Raw genomic sequence first — 19,029 nt, 5'->3', positions numbered from 1 at the left:
CCCCTCCCATGACGAGCTGCGACCGCTGCTGGAGTTCGTCGTCGGCGGCTCGGCCGAGGACGACTACCTGCCGCTGTTCGAGGAGGAGCTGGGCATCGCCGGCGAGGACCTGCGGGCGCCCGGCTGGCGCAAGGAGGACCTGGCCCCGGACCGTCCCTTCCGGGTGGCCGTGATCGGGGCGGGCATGTCGGGGCTGCTCGCCGCCCACCGGCTGGGGCAGGCGGGGATCCCCTACGTGGTGCTCGAGAAGGACGACGACGTCGGGGGGACCTGGCTGGAGAACTCCTACCCGGGTTGCCGGGTGGACGTGTCCAACCACTTCTACAGCTACTCGTTCGCCCAGCGCGACGACTGGCCGCAGCACTTCTCCACCCGGGACGTGCTGCTCGACTACTTCCGCCGCTGCGCGGACGAGTTCGGGGTGCGCGACCACATCCGGTTCCGCACCGAGGTGACCCGGGCGACCTGGGACGAGGACCGCCAGCTGTGGGTGCTCGAGGTTCGCGGTCCCGAAGGTGAGGAGACCCTCGAGGTCAACGCGGTCATCTCGGCGGTGGGCCAGCTCAACCGGCCGAGCTTCCCGGACATCCCCGGGCGGGACACCTTCGCCGGGCCGTCGTTCCACTCGGCCCGCTGGGACCACGACGTGGGCCTGGCGGGCAAGCGGGTGGCGGTGATCGGCACCGGTGCCAGCGCGGTGCAGTTCGTGCCGGTGATCGCGGACGAGGCCGCCGAGGTGCTCGTGTTCCAGCGCACCCCGCCGTGGCTGCTGCCGACCCCCGACTACCACGACGACGTGTCCGAGGAGCAGATGTGGCTGTTCCGCCACGTGCCCGGCTACGCCTCCTGGTACCGGTTCTGGCTGTTCTGGCGGAACTGCGAGGGCCTGCTCCCGCTGGTCACCGTCGACCCCGACTGGGAACCGAAGGACGAGTCGGTCAGCGCCGGCAACGAGATGGTCCGCCAGATGCTCCTCGGCTACCTCCAGGCCGAGTTCGGCAACCACCCCGAGCTGCTCGAGGCCGTCACCCCCCACTATCCGCCGGCGGCCAAGCGGGTGATCCGCGACAACGGGATCTGGGCCCGCACCCTCACCCGGGACGACGTGTCGCTCATCACCGAGGCGATCGCCGAGATCACCCCGGCGGGGATCCGCACCGCCGACGGCGTCGAGCACGCCGTCGACGTGATCATCTACGGCACCGGCTTCCAGGCGTCGAAGTTCCTCACGCCAATGGAGGTGGTGGGCCGGGGCGGGGTGGAGCTGCACGAGCACTGGCACGGCGACGCCCGCGCCTACCTCGGGATCACGGTGCCCGGCTACCCGAACCTGTTCTGCCTCTACGGGCCGAACACGAACATCGTGATCAACGGCAGCATCATCTACTTCTCCGAGTGCGAGGTGCGCTACGTGCTCGAGGCGCTGCGCCTCCTGCTCCAGGGCGGGTACGGCTCGCTGGACCCCAGGCCCGAGGTCCACGACGCCTACAACGAGCGCATCGACGCCGGGAACCTGGCTCGGGCCTGGGGGGTGTCCACGGTCAACAGCTGGTACCGCAACGAGACCGGCCGCAGCGCCCAGAACTGGCCGTTCTCGCTGCTCGAGTACTGGCAGCAGACCCGCTGCGTGAACCCCGACGACTACGTGCTGCGATAGGTGGCGGCCGTGGGGGAGCTGGTCACCGACCGGGGCTCGTTGACGGTGCCCGAGCGGGCGCTGGTGGTCTGCGCCCACCCCGACGACGTGGACTTCGGGGCGGCCGGGACCGTGGCCGCGCTGGTGCGGGCCGGCTGTGCGGTGTCGTACTGCCTGGTCACCTCGGGCGACGCCGGCGACGACGACCTGACCCGCAGCCGCGACGAGCTGCGGGCGCTGCGCGAGGCCGAGCAGCGGGCGGCGGCGGCCGCGGTCGGGTGGAGGACCTCACCTTCCTGCGGCACCCGGACGGGATGGTGGTGGCCGACCTGGCCCTGCGGCGGGACCTGGCCCGGGTGATCCGCCGGTGCCGCCCGGAGCTCGTGATCTGCCAGTCACCGGTGCGGATCCTCGAGCGGATCTTCGCCAGCCACCCCGACCACCTCGCCGCCGGGGAGGCGACGCTGTGCGCGGTCTACCCCGACGCCCGCAACCCCCGGGCGTTCCCCGAACTGCTCGAGGAGGGCCACGCCCCGCACACGGTGCCGCAGGTGTGGCTGATGGCCCACCCCGAGCCTGACCTGGTGGTGGACGTCACGGAGACCTTCGCGGACAAGATGGCGGCCCTGCGGGCGCACACCAGCCAGACCGGCCACCGCAGCGAGCTCGACGAGATGGTGAGCGGGTGGTTGGCGGCGAACGCCGAGAGCGCCGGGTTCGACCGGGGCCGGCTGGCCGAGGCATTCAAGGTGGTCCCCACGGCCTGAGGAGCCGCTCGCCCGTCGAACTTTGTGAGTCGACTACCGGAAGCGGTGGGCCTGGTACTCGACCATCTCCGGCCCGGTGAGCTGTCGCGTGGTGTTGTTGGCGCGAACCCAGAAGTCGGTGGGTTCCTTGCCGCCGACCGGTTTGGCGAACACCGGCCGGGGAGCCGGTGACACATCGATCCGGCAGACCACCTTGCCGTCGACGTCGCTGAAGCCGACATGGACGAAGGCCAAGGCCGCGCCCGAGAGGTGGCTGTCGAAGAGTTGGGTGAGGAATTGCTCGTAGCCGTCGAGGTCGCCACGCTTGAGGGTTCTGAGGTCGTCGTCGAGACCCAAGACGGTGCCGTCGTCGGCGACACCGATCAGTAGCGTGCCCCCGTCGGTGTTCATGAAGCTGGCGACGGTCTTGACGATGACCTGCTCCAGCCTGGCGTCCTGGACCTTGCCCTGCACACTCCAGCGGGCGGTGGACTTGAACTCGACGGTGCGGGATTCCCCGGCAGCGATGAGGTCGGCCGTGTCGGTCGAGGCGTCGATTCGGGCGGCGACTACGCCAGATTCCTCCAGGAGACACTCGAACCCCTCGCGGGTCACCTCGGCGATGAGTCGGCGGCGGCGGTCGAGGAACTCGTCGTAGGCGAGGTGCTCCCAGCCTCTCGGAAGCGCATGCAGGTGCATCTGCCGCTCCAGACGCTGCGGATCGACGCGTGCCGACATGACCGGCCAGTACTCCGACGGCGCCTTGGTGGCGATCGCCGCGTTCTCGGGCCAGTCCACGAACGCCATGTTGGCGATCTGGTTCGTGCGCGACACCGCCGTGATCCCGAGCGAGGACAGGTACGCCTTCGGGAACAGGTGGTGCCGTTCGAGGCCGCGCACTCCCCGGACCCCCGGTTCGAGAAGCGACGCGACCTTCAACGTGGAGAACAGAACCTCCGCGTCGAGCAGGTTGAGTGCCGCCCAGTAGGCGGACAGCGCAGGGGTGCCCGCCGATGAGGAATCGAGGCGGTTCGGCAGGGTGATCTGCCAGTAGTCGGGCGTGAAGGTGGCGTTGACCTCCCGGTCGAGCACGGCGCAGAACCCGTCAGCGTCGCCTGCTGGGAGCTCACGGAGCCTGAGCAGGTCAGCCTCGATCCTGCTCTCCGGTGAGTTCGTGTATCGGCCGGTGGTGTGGGCCATGAAGAACCAGCGGGCCATCACACGCCGGAGTCGGTGCAGGTCCACCTGGTAGTCGAGGCGGCCCGTGAGCCAGAGAACGTAGGTGTAGAGGATGGCGTTGTCGGCAGTGATCATGCGCCGGCTGCGGAACCCGGCCGCAGTCAGACACTTGAGAAACTCATGCCAGTGGGTGAGGTTGAGCGTGGCCTCCATGGCCTGCTCCAGCCGACGGAACTGCTCGTCGCGGCGTTCCGCGCTCACGTCACCGGTCTCGAGGTCCTTGCCACGCAGCAGGGAGTAGACGTGACGCAGTCGCCCTCGGCGGAACCCGTAGCCGACAGCCACCCGGAGCATCTGATCGGGAGACGGTTCGATGAAGTGATTGAAGGGGCTCGGGCCTTCCGATGCCGGCCGCTTGGACGCCCTGGCGAACTCCTCCAAGGCGATCCGGCCCTTCTCCCACCACACCGACATGAGGGTGAGGATGAAATCTGCTTGCTTGAGAGCGACACCCTCGCTGTTGATGCGTACGAAAACGTCGGCGACTTGTTCCTCGTCGACGGTGGCGTCCAGCTCGATGACCTTGAACGGGTAGTTCTGGAGGTCCTTCACCCGATCGAGGGCATCCTCGTGCAGCTCCTCCTCCCGTTCAGCGAGCGGCTCGCCGCGTGCCTCTTCGAGCCGGCGGAAGTAGGCGCGCACGGTCGCCCGGTAGGACGACCACAACGGGGTGATGTCGGCGATGAACTCAGGGTCACGCTCGATCGCCGCGTCGGTGACCTCGAAGGTGCCATCGCTCGGTCGGAACGCCACTCGGATGGGGCCCTCCGAGTAGTCGGAGCGCGTGATCGAGGAACCGGTGAACACGGCGAACAACGAGGTGAGGCGTTGCTGCCCGTCGACGATCATCAGCCGAGGGACCATCACCTCCTTGTTGTCGGTGCCGATCTGGCGGGCGCCGCTCTCGGCACCGGTGGCCCAGAACAGCAGGTGACCGACCGGGAACCCGCGGTACATCGAATCGAGCAGGTCACGGACTTTCGCGGGCTTCCACACGAAGGGCCGTTGGATGTCGGGAAGGCCGATCTCCCCTCGCCGGATGTGCTCGATGAGGGTGCTCAGGCCGTAGGTCGTGTCCTTGAACAGCGTCAGTGACATCGATGGTCCCTTTCGTCGTTGCCGGCGGCGGTCGTGTCCAGGAGCGGCGCCCCGCTGAGCTCGGGATGAAGCGACGGATGTCAGGTGAGTCGGCGCAGCGCTCAGGAGGCCGTCGGGGTCACCTGAGGTCGAGCTCGTGCTCGGTGCGGAGCCGTGGTTGGAGCGATCGCCATCCCCTCAATCGTTCACTCGTGACCGACCGTCTTCAGGGGATCGTACGCGGTTAGTGTGACGACGGTTCGGGGCTGCGGGTTCGGTCGAACGCCGCTGGTCACCGCGGGCGGGGTCGGGTACCGCATCGCCGTCGGTGTCAACGCCTGACAGTGCCTCGAACCGCATCGCAGCGAGACGAACGCGCGAGAGCGCCGCTGGTGGCTGACGTCGACAGGGGGTTGACGAGGTGGGTGCGGGGATCACGGCCATGGGTGGTGGCTCGCGAGGGCCTCGCCATGGCAGGTCGGTCGGGGTGTCGGCCTTGCTGCTGTCGTTCCTCCTCCCCAGTCCGGTCGCCCACGCGGAGGTGATCAGTTGCGCCCAGGCCGACGACCATCTCGTCATCGATGCGACCACCGAACTTGATCCGAGCTGCGTCTACACCGGCGGGATCGAGATCGTGGCCTCGGGGGTCACGCTGGACTGTCGGGGAGCGACGATCCGCGACGTCGACGCGGAAGCGGGTGTACCGATCGGGATCCTCGTGACCACGCCGGCCGATGTGGCCTTGCACGACGTGGCCATTCGCAACTGCCGCATCGAGGGTTTTCTCAACGGGGTGCGTATCACCCGCGCGGGCTTCAGATCCCTCGCTCCCGGGGAGGAGTACGCCGCCGCCCCCCACGACATCCTCGTGGAAGCGAGCGAGATCCGCGCCACCCGCGGAGCCGGGGTGTTCGTCGATGCCTACGTCACTCGGGTGACCCTGCGGGACCTGCTCGTGCAGGGGGCGGGCAGCAGCGGGATCTACCTCGAGGCGGGCTCTCGCGACAGTGCTGTGTTCGACAACAGGGTGATCGGCAACGGGTTCGGGCCGGCCTACGACAGCGGCCAGCACGTGGACTTCCTCGGCTCAGTGGGCGTCTGGGTGTGGAGCACCGGTCGAGAGGGAATCTCGGTCGACGGTTCCCGGGGGAACCGGATCGCCGGGAACCGGCTCGAGGGCAACGCCGCCGGGGGCATCTTCCTCTACAAGAACTGCGGCGAGTACGCCCGCCAGCAGGCGGAGAACTGGTGGGAGCGTCGGTACGGGGCTGACGACAACGTGGTGGAGGGCAACACCGTCATCGGCGGGCCGACCGGGGTGTGGGTCGGGTCGCGGATGGCGGAGAACACCCTCGCCCTCGACTGCAGCGACCCCCCGTACGTGGCGGGCCCCTTGCTCCGGGTGAGCCTCGACCGAGCGCAGGGCAACGTCATCCGGGACAACGCCTTCCACCGGGTGCTCTACGGCGTGCGGGTCGAGGATGACCAGACAGTGGTGGAAGGCAACCGCTTCACCGGGGATGACCCGGCGTCCCTGGCGGTGGTGGTCGGCACCCGGTGGCGCACCGAGCGGCTCGGCGAACCGGTGGCGGGCACGGTCCTGGCGTCCAACCGATCCGAGATTGTTGCGAATCCCGCCCCGTACCGGTGGGTCTACGGGCAGGAGGGCACGGTCTTCACGGACAACACCGCGCTGGGTCGGTCGGCGGGCTTCTGCCAGGCGCCGCCCATCCCGTCGAACCCCTTCCTCTTCGTTCGAGCGGTCGTCCTCCACCGTGCGGGGGATCCGCCGCCGGCAGTATCGAACCCTCCCGCCGTCCCCTCCCTCGGGGTGCTCGAGCCGTGCCCTGCCGGTGAGAGCACGTCGTACCCCGATGGTGCCCAGCCGACGCCCAGCCTCACCGGCTCATCCCACGCCCAGGGCGCAGCGAGCCTGCCAGCGGTCGAACCCCGCCTCGCGGGCTGAATCCATCCGTCGCCGAGCCGCCCGGTGACCGGCGATCTCGCCGCTCAGCCGGTGGGTCGATGAGCGTCGACGGCGGCCCGGGCGAGCTGGCGCAGCGCCCGATCGTCCAGGCGACCGCCGGTCAGCAGGGCCCGCAGGAAGACGGGGCCGACGACCAGGTCGATGAGCAGTTCGGGGTCCACGTCGGGGCGGACCTCACCCCGCTCGATCCCGCGGCGGACGGCGTCGATCGCGTGCCGACGCCGTCGTCGCAGGAACCGTTCGTACAGCGCAGCCAGCTCCGGGTGGGTCGAGCGGGCCGTCATCGCGGCGGGCAGGATCTTCCCGAGCGGGCTCGAGCGGAGCAGCTCCCGCAGGCTGATGCCGAGCTGGAACAGGTCACCTTCCAGCGTGCCGGTGTCGGGCACCAAGGGCTCGACGGGCATCGTGGCCTCGAGGGCAGCCATGACCAGCTCCGCCTTGTTGGGGAACCGGCGGTAGATGGTGGACCGGGCCACCCCGGCTCGGGCCGCGACCTGCTCGATGCTCACCGCGCCGTAGCCGAGCTCGGCGAACAGGGTGCGGGCCGCGTCGAAGATCGCGGCATCAGCCTCCTCGCTGCGAGGGCGGCCCGGTCGGTGGTGCTCGGGGTGCTGGTTCATCGGACGAGCGACGATCGACGGGATGCCGATCGTGCAGGACCCTGATCAGGCGGAGGGCTGTTCAGCGAGGTCCCATTCAAGCTCGTACTCGACCTCCTGGCTGGCCACGTCCTCGGCGCGGGCCCGCTGCGGCAGCCACACGGCCGCCACCAGCGCGCCGAGGATGGTCACGACGGCCCCGACGAGCACGCCGTGATGTAAGGCGTCGATGAATGCCTCGTTGGCGGTGGCGAGCAGCTCACCCGACAGTGCGGAGAGCCCGGGGACACCCTGGAGGTTCGTGGCCACGGCCATGGCCCCGCCGAGCGATCCTTTCGCCGCCGCCAGCGCCTCCGGCGGCGCCGGGTGGGCCGAGAAGAACGCCTCGATCCGATGCCCGTAGGTGGACGAGAGCACACTCCCGATCACCGCCACGCCGAGCGCCCCACCCACCTGTCGGGTGGTGTCGTTGACCGCCGAGCCGACGCCTGCCTTCGCCAGGGGCAGCGATCCCATGATCGACTCGGTCGCGGGAGCCATCACCAACCCCATCCCCATGGCCACCAGCATCAGCCGCCAGACGAGGGCCGGGTACGAGGTGTCGGCGGCCAGGGTGGTCATGGTCAGCAAGCCCGCGGTGACCAGCAACATCCCCGCCACGACGGTCACCTTCGTCCCGATCCGCTCCGCCAACCGGGCGCTGGTGGGCGCGGTGATCATCATCGCCCCGGCGAACGGCAGCATCCGTAGGCCGGTCTCGAACGGCTCGAACCCGAGAGTGAACTGCATGTACTGGGTGAGCAGGAAGATCGAGCCGAACATGGCGAAGAAGACCAGGGTGATCGAGGAGCTCGCGGCGGTGAACCTCGGATTCCTGAAGAAGCTCACGTCGAGCATCGGGGCATCGGTGTGTCGCTCCCACAGGGCGAACACCACCAGCAGGGCAGCGCCAGCCGCGAACCCGCCGAGGATCTTCGGGTCGGACCACCCCTCGGCCGGCGCCTCGATGATCGCGTAGAGCAGCGCGGTGAGGCCGATGATCGACAGCGCGGCGCCTGGGATGTCGAGTCGCGGGGCGGCAGGGTCCTTCGAGGTCGGGATCAGGAAGAACCCGGCGATCAGGCCGATGGCGACGATGGGGATGTTCACCAGGAACACCGAGCCCCAGTAGAAGTGCTCGACCAGGAACCCGCCGGTGAGCGGTCCGAGCGCGCCACCCAGGCCGGCGACGCCCGCCCAGACCCCGATCGCCCGACCCCGCTCCTCAGCGGGGAAGACGTTCGTGATGATCGAGAGCGTGGCCGGCATGATGAGCGCCGCCCCGGCGCCCATCAGGGCGCGGGTGGCGATGAGGTGGCCGGCGCTGTTCGCCAGCGCCGACAGGGCCGATCCGCCACCGAAGATCAGGAAGCCGATCTGCAGCGCCCCGCGGCGACCGAACCGATCACCCAGCGCGCCGGCGGTGAGCAGCAGGCCGGCGAAGACCAGCGTGTAGGAATCGACCATCCACTGCAGCTGGGTGTTGGTGGCGTCGAGGTCCCGCACGATGGTGGGGATGGCCACGTTCAGGATCGAGTTGTCGAGCACGATCACCAGCAGGCTGAAGCACAGCACCGCCAGGATCAGCCACCGGCGTTCGTAGGCGAGTCGCTCCCGTCGGTCTCCCATGGGCTGGTTGGCTCCTTCTCGTGCGCTCGATCGGTACCGGTCGCCGGCGTGGCCGGGGAGGGCACCGTCATCGCTACCAGCGGAACACGAGAATCGCAACACATGTGTAGCGAAAGTCACCGTGTTCCCCGGGGCGGGCGGGCACGCCAGGGCGCGATGACCGGACCGTCGGGGTCAGTCCGTCGGGGTCAGTCCGTCGGGGTCAGACCGCCGCAGCCAGCCCGGCGATCATCTCGACCCGAGCGGGTTGATCCACTCGACGGCGGGGAAGCGGGCGAAGTCGGCGTCGGTGGATACGACCGGTACCCCGTGGTCGATGGCCAGCGCGGCGAGCTGGGCGTCGGTGACCAGCGGGCCGCGCACGTCGTGGTCACGCAGGAGGGCGATGAACACCTGCCGGTACGCCGCCGTCGGCTCGGGGATCCAGGCGCGAGGCGCGTCGAGCCAGTCGCTGACTTGGAGGGAGGCCTCGGCGGGAGTCAGCGGATGGGGGAAGGCCCGGGGGTTGGTGGCGATGCGCACGAACGCCACCAGCGTCCACCACGGCAGCCCGACCCGGGTCGGGCCGTTCAGCGCGTCCTCGAGCCAGGTGCGGGCCTGCTCGTGCCGGGGATCGGCCTCGTTGCGGGCGTACAGCAGCACGTTGGCATCGACGATCACCCGTGCCCCTCACCCTCGAGCAGCTCGAGTGCCGAACCGATGTCGTCGAGGGCCACCTTCGGGGCGCCCATCGACGAGGTTCGCTGGCGGAACCGGGCTCTCGGTGGCTCGGTGGCCGCCAGCCCGCGGCGGACGAGCTCGTTCAAGGCCGCGGACGTGCCCAGGCCACGCTCGCGGCGGAGGGCCTCCAGGGCTTTCACCACGTCCTCGTCCAGCGTCACCGTCGTCCGCATGCCTCGAGGCTAGCATCATGATGCTCACCGTCTGCATCAGCATGTGATCATTCGGTCGAGTAGGTGATCATTCGGTCGGTACTGGCCGGTACCGGAGCGACACGGCCCCCGAGGCGAACACCTGCCGGTCGACGAGCTCCAGATCGATCCGCTGGGCGAGTCCGTCGAGGAGCCTCGGCCCGTGCCCGGCGAGAACGGGCTGGACGACGAACTCGTACTCGTCGATCAATCCGAGGTCCGCGAGCGCCAGCGGGAGGGTGACCCCGCCGACGAGCAGCCCCTCACCCGGCTGGTCCTTGAGGCGGCGGACGGCCTCACCGAGGTCCCCGCGCAGCAGCTCGGCGTTCCAGTCGAGGCGGTCGAGGGTGCTCGACACGACGTACTTGCGGGCACCGTCGATGACCTCGGCGAACGCGACGTCGCTCTCGTCCATCCACTCGGGCCATTGACCGTCGGCGGGCCGCTTCCAGGCTTCCTCCATCATCTGGTAGGTCACCCGGCCGAACACCAGCGCGTCGGCGCGGGCCAGGGTGGCGGCCCAGTGGCGGTGCGACTCCGCGTCGGGAACCCCCGCCCGGTGGTCACAGCAGCCGTCGAGCGTGACGTTGATCGCGTAGCGCAGCGGTCTCATCGCACGTGGCACCCCCTCCTGCCGGCTCCGCCAGCGCGCCCGTCGCGGAGGCTAGTGGCCAATGGGCCTCGCAGCCGTCCCGCTCAGGAAGTCGTGGTGGTTGTGGTTCGGTCCCGCCGGCGATAAAACCCGACCAATCCGATCGGGATTTCAGGAGGTGTGTGCGATGGGCTTGCAGATCAACCAGGAGGCTCCGGACTTCGAGGCCGACACCACGCAGGGCAGGATCCGGTTCCACGAGTGGATCGGCGACTCGTGGGCGGTGCTGTTCTCACATCCGAAGGACTTCACGCCGGTGTGCACCACCGAGCTGGGCTACATGGCCAAGATCCAGCCTGAGTTCGAACGCCGTGGGGTGAAGATCATCGGGTTGTCGGTGGATGCCACCGAGGACCACGAGCGCTGGGCCGATGACATCGAGGAGACCCAGGGGGCCCGCCCCACCTACCCGATCATCGGGGACGCCGACTTCACCGTCTCGAAGCTGTACGGCATGTTGCCGGCGAGCACCTCGGGCGACGCGAAGGAGCGCACTCCCGCCGACAACCAGACCGTCCGAAACGTCTTCGTGATCGGCCCCGACAAGAAGATCAAGCTGATCCTCGTCTACCCGATGACCACCGGGCGGAACTTCGACGAGGTCCTGCGGGTCATCGACTCGTTGCAGCTCACCGCGAACCACAAGGTGGCCACCCCGGTGAACTGGAAGCAGGGCGACGACGTGATCATCGCGGGTTCGGTGAGCGACGAGGAAGCGGAGCAACTCTTCGGGACCTGGCGCGCGCCCAAGCCGTACCTGCGCATCGTGCCCCAGCCGAGCTGAGGGCCCGGCCGCGACCCCGATCCATCCCGGAGGATCGGTACGATCCCCGTCGTCATCCGCGGTCTCACAGGGGGAGGGACGTGATGGAGGTCAGGGCTCGGGCCCGGGGTCTGGGTGGCTGGTGGCTCGTCGTGCTGGTGCTGGTCCTCTCGGCCTGCTCGGGCGACGGCGGCGGAGAACGATCGACCCCGACCCTGGCGCCGGGTCCGGTGTCCGACGAAGGCACTCCGAGGGCGGGTGGCCGGCTGATCGTCGGCATCGACGCGGAGAGCAACGGGTGGGACCCGGCGCGCTCCAACTTCGCCTTGGCGGGCAGCATGGTCGCCTCGTCGATCTACGACACCCTGCTCGCGTTCGACGAGAACCGTCAGCTCGTGCCCAACCTGGCCGAGTCGGTGACCCCGAACGAGGACGGGACCGTTTGGACCATCCGGATCCGGGACGGCGTGGTGTTCCATGACGGCACGCCGTTCGACGCGGCGGCGGTGAAGCAGAACATCGACGCCCGACTGGCATCCCCGATCGCCTCGCAGTCGTTGCAGCCCATCCGCGAGGTCGTGGTCATCGACGATCACACGGCCGAGGTGCGGATGCGGACCCCGTGGTTCGGGTACGACTACACCCTCGCGGCGCAAGGCGGCTTCATGGCCGCGCCATCGACCCTGACCGGCCAGGACGGGCCGTCGAAGCCGGTGGGCACCGGACCGTTCCGCTTCGTGAGCTGGGAACCCGGCAGCGCGATCACCGTCGAGCGCAACGGCGACTATTGGAAGCGTGATGCCGATGGCGTCCAGCTGCCGTACCTCGACGGGATCACGTTCCGGGTGCTCACCGACCCGACGGCCCGGGCCGCGGCGCTCCGCGCCGGAGACGTGCAGATGATCCAGACCTCGGACATCGAGACGATCCGCGATTTCCAAAGACGATCGGAGTACGACACCGCCATCGACCTCGCCAACTTCGAGGCGATCGTGATGCTCAACCAGGGTCGCCCGCCGTTCGACAACGAGGCTGCCCGCCGGGCGGTGGTCCTCGCGACGGACCGCGACGCGGTCGTCGAGACGATCGGCGCAGGTGTGCTGCGCCCGGCCGTCGGGCCGTTCTCCGACGTCGAGGAGTGGTACGTCGAGGATACCGGCTACCCGGACCACGACCCCGAAGCAGCTCGCCGGGAACTCGAGCGGTACAAGGCCGAGACCGGCGCGAGCGAGCTGGCGTTCACCCTGCGGGCCACGGCCGGCGACGAGGTCGAGCGGGTGGCCACGATCCTCCAGGCCCAGTGGGCGCAGGTGGGCATCCGGGCGACGGTGGTCCCCGTCGAGCAGGCCTCCTACATCAACGAGGTCGTGGTCGGGAACTACGAGGCGGCGATGTTCCGTCAGTTCAGCTACGTGTTCCCCGACTCGAACTACATCTTCTGGCACTCCAGCACGGCGAAGGGCCCGGGGCAGGTGAGCATCAACTTCACCCAGACCCGCTCCTCTGCGCTCGACGCGGCCCTGGACGCGGCGCGGGCCACGAACGATCCCGCCGAGCTGAGGCGGCTCTACGAGACCGCGCAGCGGGAGCTCAACGCGCAGCTCCCGTATGTCTGGCTCTACCATCAGGCGTGGGCCCTGATCGCGCAAGCTCGGGTCAACGGACTCGACATCCCCGCCTCGGGTGGCTTCGCCCGTACGGACGGCAAGCCGTGGTGGTCCCAGGTCTGGCTGGCCGAGGGTTGAGGGACGTTCCGGGCGCCGGTGCCCGTGTCGCTCCCGCCACACAGCGCGGTCACCTACTATGAGCAGCGTGCCGGGCACAGGTGTCTTGTTTGCGCTCGCTGTCGGATCGGGCGTGATCGCGGCGGTGCGCAGCACCTGGTCTCCGTGTGGGCAGTCCATGCTCTCGTCGATCACCCCGGTCGCAGAGGCCGGTCGCGGCCACCGGTTCGGGAGCACGGCGACGTTCTTCATGATCGGCGCCCTCCTGGGTGGTGCGGTGGTCGGCGCTGTCTGCGCGGCCCTCGCCGCAGGTCTCGCGGTCGTCGACCCACCCGTCGGGCCACGGTTGGCGCTGATCGCTCTCGGGGCGCTCGCCGGCGTGCTCGTCGATGCCGGGTTCACCCCGTGGCGCACTCCCTTCCTGCGACGACAGGTGAACGAGGACTGGCTGTCGGCGTATCGCCCCTGGTTCTACGGAGGTGGGTTCGGCTTCCAGATCGGCACCGGGGTCATGACCTACGTGATGTCGACCGCCGTACCGCTGACACTCGCCTTCGCGGTGCTCACCGCTTCGCCGCGGCGCGCGCTGGTCGTGTGCATCGCCTTCGCGGCGGTGCGCGGTAGCGCCATTCTCCTCACGGCTCGGTGCCGGTCATTCGCTGACCTGCAGGGCTTCCATCGCCGGTTTGAGCGCTGGCGCGAGCCGGCCCGCCGGGCGACCATCGCCTCGCTGGGGCTCGTCAGCGCGCTCGCCGCCGTCGCGGCCTGGGCATCGCTGCCGGCCGGCGTGGCACTCGCGGCCGTGGCCATGCTCGCCGTGGTGTTCGCCCGGCCGGCGGACCTCGGGACGGATCCCGCCCTCGCCGCTCGCCCCGCGCCCTCCGCTCGTTCGCAGCGTGCACCCGTACCGGCGGGTCCCGCCGGTGGCTCAGGCAGTATCGATCGGATCCGCGCCCCGCTGATCGAGGTCGTGACCTGAGCCCGCGTCCTGCCTCCCCGGTGTCAGCGCGGCCTCCGGCCATCACCAGGCGATCCTTCTTGGCAGGCACCGTCCTGGCCATCGCCGCGGCCCGGTGGCAAGGTCGTGGTCAGGCCCTGCCCCCGGACGTGCCCCTTCCCGACGACCCGTTCACCCTTGGCGTGGCGAGTGGCGATCCCGAGCCCGGCGGGTTCGTGATCTGGACCCGCCTCGCGCCCGCCCCCACCAGCGGTGGCGGCATGCCCGGCGTCGACGTGCCGGTCGTCTGGGAGATCGCCACCGACCCGGCCTTCACCTCCATCGTGGCCAGCGGGGTGAGCGTCGCCACTCCCGCTCTCGCCCATTCGGTCCACGTCGAGGTGAGTGGGCTGCCACCGGATTCCTGGTTCCACTATCGGTTCCGGGCGGGGGGGTGGACCTCCCCGGTGGGACGAGCACGCACGACGCCACCAGCCGGTGTGCGGGTGCCACTGCGCTTCGGTGTGGCGTCCTGCCAGCGCTACACCGACGGTTACTACACGGCTCATCGGGAACTCAGCACCGAAGGGTGCGATCTGGTCGTCCATCTGGGCGACTACATCTATGAAGGGGGTGGGTCGGGACCTGTCCGGTCGCACGGCAGCCCCGAGGCGACCACCCTGGCCGCGTACCGGAACCGTTACGGGCTCTACAAGTCCGATCCCGATCTGCAGGCCGCCCACGCCATGTGCCCGTGGCTGGTCGTGTGGGACGACCACGAGGTCGACAACGACTACGCGGGAGCTCACAGCGTCGACGGCACGCCCGAGGCAGCGTTCCTCTCCCGCCGGGCCCAGGCCTACCAGGCGTGGTATGAGCACCAGCCGGTGCGGCTTCCCGTGCCCGTGGGGCCGGATCTGGCCATCCACCGGTCGATCCGATGGGGCGGGTTGGCCAGATTCCACCTGCTCGACACCCGCCAGCACCGCGACCCCCAGCCCTGCGGCGGGGGGCTCAACTCGCCGTGTAGCGACTGGGCCGATGAGGGCCGCACGCTGCTCGGCCCCGCCCAGGAACAGTGGCTGCTGGACGGGCTGAGCTCGCGTGAGGCGGTGTGGGAGGTCCTTGCGAACCAGGTCGTGTTCGCTCCCATGGCGATCGGCACGGCTCGCAACATGGACCAGTGGGACGGCTACCCGGCGGCACGCGAGCGGGTGTGGTCGGTGCTGCGTGACGTCCCGAACCCCGTGATCGTCGCGGGTGACATCCACTTGGGCGCGGTGGCCGTGCTCCATCGCGACCTCGAGGATCCCACCACCGAGGCGGTGGGGGTGGAGTTGGTCGGGCCGCCCATCTCGAGCCGGTTCACCGCCGCGCCACCTGCGGTGGTCGAGGCCGTCGTGGGTGGGCTGCCGTGGTTCGAGTACGTCAACGCCTCCGATCGGGGTTACCTGATCGTCGAGCTGACCGAGCAGGAGCTGCAGGCCCGCTACCGGGTGGTCTCCACCACCTCGGTGCCGACCGCGACCGTCACCACCGATCACACCTACCGGCGAGCTGCGGTACCGGTCCCTCGCGAGGAGGATCCGGTGGCCACGACGTCGACGACGTCCACCACGTCGTCCTCCACGACGTCGTCCTCCACGACGTCCACCGCTCCTCCGCCGTCGAGCACCACCACGGCCGGCGCCATCACCTCGCCGACCGCTGGTGGTCGCGGAGTTGAATCAGGTGCGCCGATCGCAGGCGGCGTGATGCCCCGCTACACCGGGTGATCGCAGCCACCCGATTGCGGGGGACGTCAGCGGCGGGCGAACCACGAGCGGCGCCGAGGGGTCGCGTCGCACTGGCAGCGCTGTTCGACCGGCACGTCGCCGAGCACCTGCTCGACATGCTGGCCGCAGCCCCGGAACGTCGGACGGTCACAGGTAGGACAGGTCACTCTCGAACACATACCCCATAGGGTATCAGACCAGACGAGCGATGTCAGCCGGGCGCCTGGTGGGCCGTTCGGCCCGTTGACCGCCGGGCGGGCTGGCTCAGTACCGTGAGTGCATGCATCGGGCGGCGGAGACCATCGACCCCGCGGGCGCCCCCCGGCGGTTCCGGAGGCGGGGTGAGCGCGCCGCCGTCCTGGCCGGCGCGCTCGTCGTGGTGGTGGTGGTCATCGGCGCGCTGGTCGACGGCAACCGCAGTGTGCCGGCGACGGCCGTGCTCATCGGTCCCCTGGTGACCGGGATGGTGGCGGGGCGCCGGGCCACCGCGGCGATCGGCGCGCTCGCCCTCGCGGGGACCGTGGTGATCGCCGTCGGCGACGAGCTGTCGCTCACCGGCGAGCTCCCTCTCCGGTTGCTCGTGGTGCTCGCCGGAGCGATCGCGGCGGTCGGTCTCGCGTCCGTGCGCCTCGCTCGCGAGCGTGATCTCCTGGCACTGGAGCGGGCACACGACGAGGACGTCCGGGTGCTGTTCGAGCGCTCCGCGGTGCCGATGATCATCGCCGATCACGAGGCACAGGTCATCGACGTCAACGACGCGGCGGGCACGTTCTTCCGGCTTCCCGCCGCCGAGCTCGTCGGGCAGCGGGTCGGGAGTCGGGTGCATCCCGACGACCGGGACCCCGATGGCTGGTCGGCGGTGCTCTCGGGTGAGGCGCCCGCCTGGAACGGTGACGTCAGGATCCAGCTGCTCGACGGGGAATGGCGATGGGTCCACGTCACCGCCTCCCACCTTCACGGCCCGACGAACGAGAGCCGGCGGCTGCTGTTGCAGTTCGTCGACGTGACCGAACGGCACCGCACCGAGGAGCGGCTCCGCGAGGCCGCCCGTCGGGACGTCCTCACCGGGCTGGGTAACCGGGCCGTGCTCACCGAGGTGCTCGCCGAGGTCGCGTCCCTCGAGCGTGGTTCGGTCGGCGTGCTGTTCGTCGATCTCGACCGGTTCAAGCAGGTCAACGACACCTACGGGCACCAGGTCGGTGACCAGTTGCTGATCCGTACCGCGGAGCAACTGCGTTCCGCGCTGCGTCCCGGCGACGTGGTGTGCCGCTACGCCGGCGACGAGTTCGTGGTGGTCTGCCGGCGTTGCGACGGGCACGGCGAGCTGGGTGCGATCGGCCGCCGGCTGCTGGAGGCTGTCTCCCGCCCGCTGCCGACCGCCAAGGGGTCGGTACCGGTGAGCGCCAGCGTCGGCGGGGTGCTGGTCGAGCTACCGACCGCTCTCAGCCCCGAGGCCATGCTCGAGCAGGCCGACCAAGCGCTCTACCGGGCCAAGGCCGAGGGACGGTCCAGGGTCGTGGTGCCGACTTGAGCGGGGCAGAGCTTCCTCTGATCAGCCGGTCACCGGCGCCGCAGGGCGGATTCCAGCAGGTCAGGAGTCGGTCCGGACGCACTCGGGTCTAGAGGAGCGCCGCGCTCAGGCTGCCCGCTTGAGCACGTGCACGCCGCAGGCGCTGCCGAGCCCGATCACGTGGGCGAGACCGACCCTCGCCCCCTCGATCTGGCGGTCACCGGCCTCTCCGCGCAGGTGCTGGCAGATCTCGTAGACGTTGGCGATGCCGGTGGCCGCGATGGGGTGACCCTTCGACTGCAGCCCGCCGGACACGTTCACCGGGAGGCGCCCGTCGCGGAAGGGTGCACCGGACTCGAAGAAGTCGACCGCGCCCCCTTCGGGGCAGAGCATGAGGTTGTCGTAGTGCACCAGCTCGGCGGTGGCGAAGCAGTCGTGCAGCTCCACGAGGTCCAGATCGTCCGGCGACACCCCCGACGACTCGTACGCCGCCAGCGCGGCCTGCCGGGTGAGGGTGTTGACGTCGGGGAGGACCTGGCAGCTCTCGGTCCACGGGTCGGAGGTGAGCACGCTGGCCGAGACCTTCACCGCCCGCCGCCGTTGGTCGGGATCCAACGTGCGGAGCTTGGCCCCGGACACGAGCACCGCCGCGGCCGCGCCGTCGCAGTTGGCGGAGCACATCGGGCGGGTGTTGGGGTAGGCGATCATGACGTCGTTCATGATCTCCTCCACCGACATCGCCTTCGTGTAGGCAGCGAGCGGGTTCAGGGTCGAGTGGGCGTGGTTCTTCGCCGAGATCCGGGCGAACAGCTCGAAGCTCGTCCCCCCGTAGCGGTGCCCGTACTCCAGGCCGATCTGGGCGAACACCCCGGGCATGGTCTCGGTGCCGATCCGGCCGTCGATCGGGGCCACCGCGCCGTAGCGGCCCTGCGGGGTCCAGGTCGACGCCTCCTGCTTGCGGGTCCCGCCGGCGAGCAGGCCGGCCCCCGCGAGCTTCTCCACCCCGACCGCCAGGCCCAGGTCGCACTCGCCCGCCTTGATGGCCATGATCACGGTCCGCAACGCGGTGGCCCCGGTGGCGCACGCGTTCGACACGTTGTAGACGGGGATGCCGGTCTGGCCGATCTGCTTCTGCAGCAGCTGGCCGGTGGGAGCGCCCATCGACATCAGGTTGCCGGCGGCGAGCACTCCCATGTCGCGCATCGTCACCCCAGCGTCGGCGAGCGCGCCCAGCGCCGCCTCCGCCGCCAGGTCAATCACGTCCTTGTCGGGGTGCTTCCCGAACTTGGTCATGTTGATCCCGAGGATCCAGATGTCGTCCTCGTTCATCGCTGCTCCTTCCCCGGCTCGGTCTCTCTGGCGTCGGCGGCGGTCGTGGCCCCGTCGAGGGGCTCGAAGCCGAACCCGATGGCCTCGGTGCCCTCGCTGTCCTCCCCCACCACGTAGGTGGCGAGTCGGACCTTCATGCCCGTGCGCACGTGGTCGGCGTCGGGGGCCACGTTGATCACGTTGGTTCGCACGCTGGTTCCACCGCAGTCCACGACGCCGGCCACGAAGGGAACCGGGATGCCCGGCGCGGCGTACGACACGATGGTGAACGTCCGCAGCTCACCCTCGGTGGGGAGCTCCACCTCCCGGAACGAGGTCCCGGAGCAGGCTGCGCAGGCGTTGCGACGGTCGAAGAACCGTGCCCCGCACGCCACACATTCGTGGGCGACGAGGTGCGGCGTGGGCTCGAGCCTCAAGTACTCCACCAACGGAACGGTGCCGGTCACCTTCCCCCCTCGTCGTGTTTCCCCTGGGCC

15 protein-coding genes and 1 pseudogene are annotated in these 19,029 nt (G+C 69.8%); 8 read left to right on the top strand and 8 right to left on the bottom strand.

Translation table 11 applies throughout. The features are described from left to right. Positions 1-1,657 (top strand): flavin-containing monooxygenase (locus tag V7004_RS01730; RefSeq protein ID WP_334141479.1); only part of this gene is annotated, 1,657 nt, incomplete at its 5' end. An 18-nt stretch (positions 1,658-1,675) separates the two neighbouring features. Then, a pseudogene (locus tag V7004_RS15800) lies at positions 1,676-2,403 on the top strand (PIG-L deacetylase family protein). 33 nt (positions 2,404-2,436) lie between these two features. Here V7004_RS15800 and V7004_RS01715 read toward each other — a convergent pair. Continuing rightward, positions 2,437-4,719 carry a GmrSD restriction endonuclease domain-containing protein gene (locus tag V7004_RS01715; RefSeq protein WP_334141474.1) on the bottom strand — a complete coding sequence of 761 codons (2,283 nt, stop codon included), beginning with the start codon at positions 4,717-4,719 and terminating at the stop codon, positions 2,437-2,439. A gap of 466 nt (positions 4,720-5,185) precedes the next feature. On the opposite strand from V7004_RS01715, the gene V7004_RS01710 reads away from it, so the two are divergent. Continuing rightward, positions 5,186-6,664 (top strand): right-handed parallel beta-helix repeat-containing protein, encoded by a 1,479-nt coding sequence (locus V7004_RS01710; RefSeq protein ID WP_334141473.1) that lies wholly within the window; start codon positions 5,186-5,188, stop codon positions 6,662-6,664. Between the two features lie 44 nt (positions 6,665-6,708). Here V7004_RS01710 and V7004_RS01705 read toward each other — a convergent pair whose 3' ends face one another. The 5 genes from V7004_RS01705 to V7004_RS01685 form a co-directional block, all read right to left on the bottom strand. Further along, positions 6,709-7,305: a TetR/AcrR family transcriptional regulator gene (locus tag V7004_RS01705; RefSeq protein ID WP_334141471.1), complete on the bottom strand. Its 597-nt coding sequence runs from the start codon at positions 7,303-7,305 to the stop codon at positions 6,709-6,711. 45 nt (positions 7,306-7,350) lie between these two features. Continuing rightward, on the bottom strand, positions 7,351-8,952 hold the full coding sequence (locus tag V7004_RS01700) for an MFS transporter (RefSeq protein ID WP_334141470.1): 1,602 nt from the start codon (positions 8,950-8,952) through the stop codon (positions 7,351-7,353). Between the two features lie 228 nt (positions 8,953-9,180). Beyond that, positions 9,181-9,612, bottom strand: coding sequence for a TA system VapC family ribonuclease toxin (locus V7004_RS01695; RefSeq protein ID WP_334141468.1), 432 nt, complete (start codon positions 9,610-9,612; stop codon positions 9,181-9,183). Then, positions 9,609-9,845, bottom strand: coding sequence for a ribbon-helix-helix protein, CopG family (locus V7004_RS01690; protein ID WP_334141467.1), 237 nt, complete (start codon positions 9,843-9,845; stop codon positions 9,609-9,611). The genes V7004_RS01695 and V7004_RS01690 overlap by 4 nt, the downstream gene beginning before the upstream one ends. A gap of 67 nt (positions 9,846-9,912) precedes the next feature. Further along, positions 9,913-10,476 (bottom strand): dihydrofolate reductase family protein, encoded by a 564-nt coding sequence (locus V7004_RS01685; protein WP_334141466.1) that lies wholly within the window; start codon positions 10,474-10,476, stop codon positions 9,913-9,915. Positions 10,477-10,642: 166 nt separating this feature from the next. Here V7004_RS01685 and V7004_RS01680 point away from each other — a divergent pair, with 166 nt between their 5' ends. From V7004_RS01680 to V7004_RS01660, 5 genes are all read left to right on the top strand, one after another. Next, the gene (locus V7004_RS01680; protein ID WP_334141465.1) at positions 10,643-11,299 is read left to right on the top strand and encodes a peroxiredoxin; all 657 of its coding nucleotides are present in this window, start codon (positions 10,643-10,645) and stop codon (positions 11,297-11,299) included. A gap of 83 nt (positions 11,300-11,382) precedes the next feature. Continuing rightward, positions 11,383-13,023 carry an ABC transporter substrate-binding protein gene (locus V7004_RS01675; protein WP_334141464.1) on the top strand — a complete coding sequence of 547 codons (1,641 nt, stop codon included), beginning with the start codon at positions 11,383-11,385 and terminating at the stop codon, positions 13,021-13,023. Between the two features lie 67 nt (positions 13,024-13,090). Then, on the top strand, positions 13,091-13,981 hold the full coding sequence (locus V7004_RS01670) for a hypothetical protein (protein ID WP_334141462.1): 891 nt from the start codon (positions 13,091-13,093) through the stop codon (positions 13,979-13,981). 59 nt (positions 13,982-14,040) lie between these two features. Beyond that, positions 14,041-15,714 carry an alkaline phosphatase D family protein gene (locus tag V7004_RS01665; RefSeq protein ID WP_334141460.1) on the top strand — a complete coding sequence of 558 codons (1,674 nt, stop codon included), beginning with the start codon at positions 14,041-14,043 and terminating at the stop codon, positions 15,712-15,714. Between the two features lie 280 nt (positions 15,715-15,994). After that, entirely contained in the window at positions 15,995-17,245 is a 1,251-nt protein-coding gene (locus tag V7004_RS01660; RefSeq protein ID WP_334141458.1) for a sensor domain-containing diguanylate cyclase, read from the top strand. Positions 17,246-17,350: 105 nt separating this feature from the next. On the opposite strand, the gene V7004_RS01655 is transcribed toward V7004_RS01660, so the two are convergent. Both V7004_RS01655 and V7004_RS01650 read right to left on the bottom strand, forming a co-directional pair. Beyond that, positions 17,351-18,553, bottom strand: a complete 1,203-nt coding sequence (locus tag V7004_RS01655) for a thiolase family protein (protein ID WP_334141457.1) — start codon at positions 18,551-18,553, stop codon at positions 17,351-17,353. Beyond that, positions 18,550-18,999 carry a Zn-ribbon domain-containing OB-fold protein gene (locus tag V7004_RS01650; RefSeq protein ID WP_442967989.1) on the bottom strand — a complete coding sequence of 150 codons (450 nt, stop codon included), beginning with the start codon at positions 18,997-18,999 and terminating at the stop codon, positions 18,550-18,552. The genes V7004_RS01655 and V7004_RS01650 overlap by 4 nt, the downstream gene beginning before the upstream one ends. Between the last annotated feature and the right edge of the window lie 30 nt (positions 19,000-19,029).

Source organism: Rhabdothermincola sp. (assembly GCF_036846205.1).
Lineage (GTDB): Bacteria > Actinomycetota > Acidimicrobiia > Acidimicrobiales > Acidimicrobilacustridaceae > Rhabdothermincola.
The sequence above is the reverse complement of the archived record's forward strand: the minus strand, read 5'-3'. Positions and strand labels throughout refer to the sequence as shown.

Excerpts from the sequence above, each read along its gene's own strand:
- V7004_RS01715 (WP_334141474.1), bottom strand. The coding sequence starts at position 4,719 with ATGTCACTGACGCTGTTCAAGGACACGACCTACGGCCTGAGCACCCTC.
- V7004_RS01705 (WP_334141471.1), bottom strand. The coding sequence starts at position 7,305 with ATGAACCAGCACCCCGAGCACCACCGACCGGGCCGCCCTCGCAGCGAG.
- V7004_RS01700 (WP_334141470.1), bottom strand. The coding sequence starts at position 8,952 with ATGGGAGACCGACGGGAGCGACTCGCCTACGAACGCCGGTGGCTGATC.
- V7004_RS01690 (WP_334141467.1), bottom strand. The coding sequence starts at position 9,845 with ATGCGGACGACGGTGACGCTGGACGAGGACGTGGTGAAAGCCCTGGAG.
- V7004_RS01685 (WP_334141466.1), bottom strand. The coding sequence starts at position 10,476 with ATGAGACCGCTGCGCTACGCGATCAACGTCACGCTCGACGGCTGCTGT.
- V7004_RS01680 (WP_334141465.1), top strand. The coding sequence starts at position 10,643 with ATGGGCTTGCAGATCAACCAGGAGGCTCCGGACTTCGAGGCCGACACC.
- V7004_RS01675 (WP_334141464.1), top strand. The coding sequence starts at position 11,383 with ATGGAGGTCAGGGCTCGGGCCCGGGGTCTGGGTGGCTGGTGGCTCGTC.
- V7004_RS01660 (WP_334141458.1), top strand. The coding sequence starts at position 15,995 with ATGCATCGGGCGGCGGAGACCATCGACCCCGCGGGCGCCCCCCGGCGG.
- V7004_RS01655 (WP_334141457.1), bottom strand. The coding sequence starts at position 18,553 with ATGAACGAGGACGACATCTGGATCCTCGGGATCAACATGACCAAGTTC.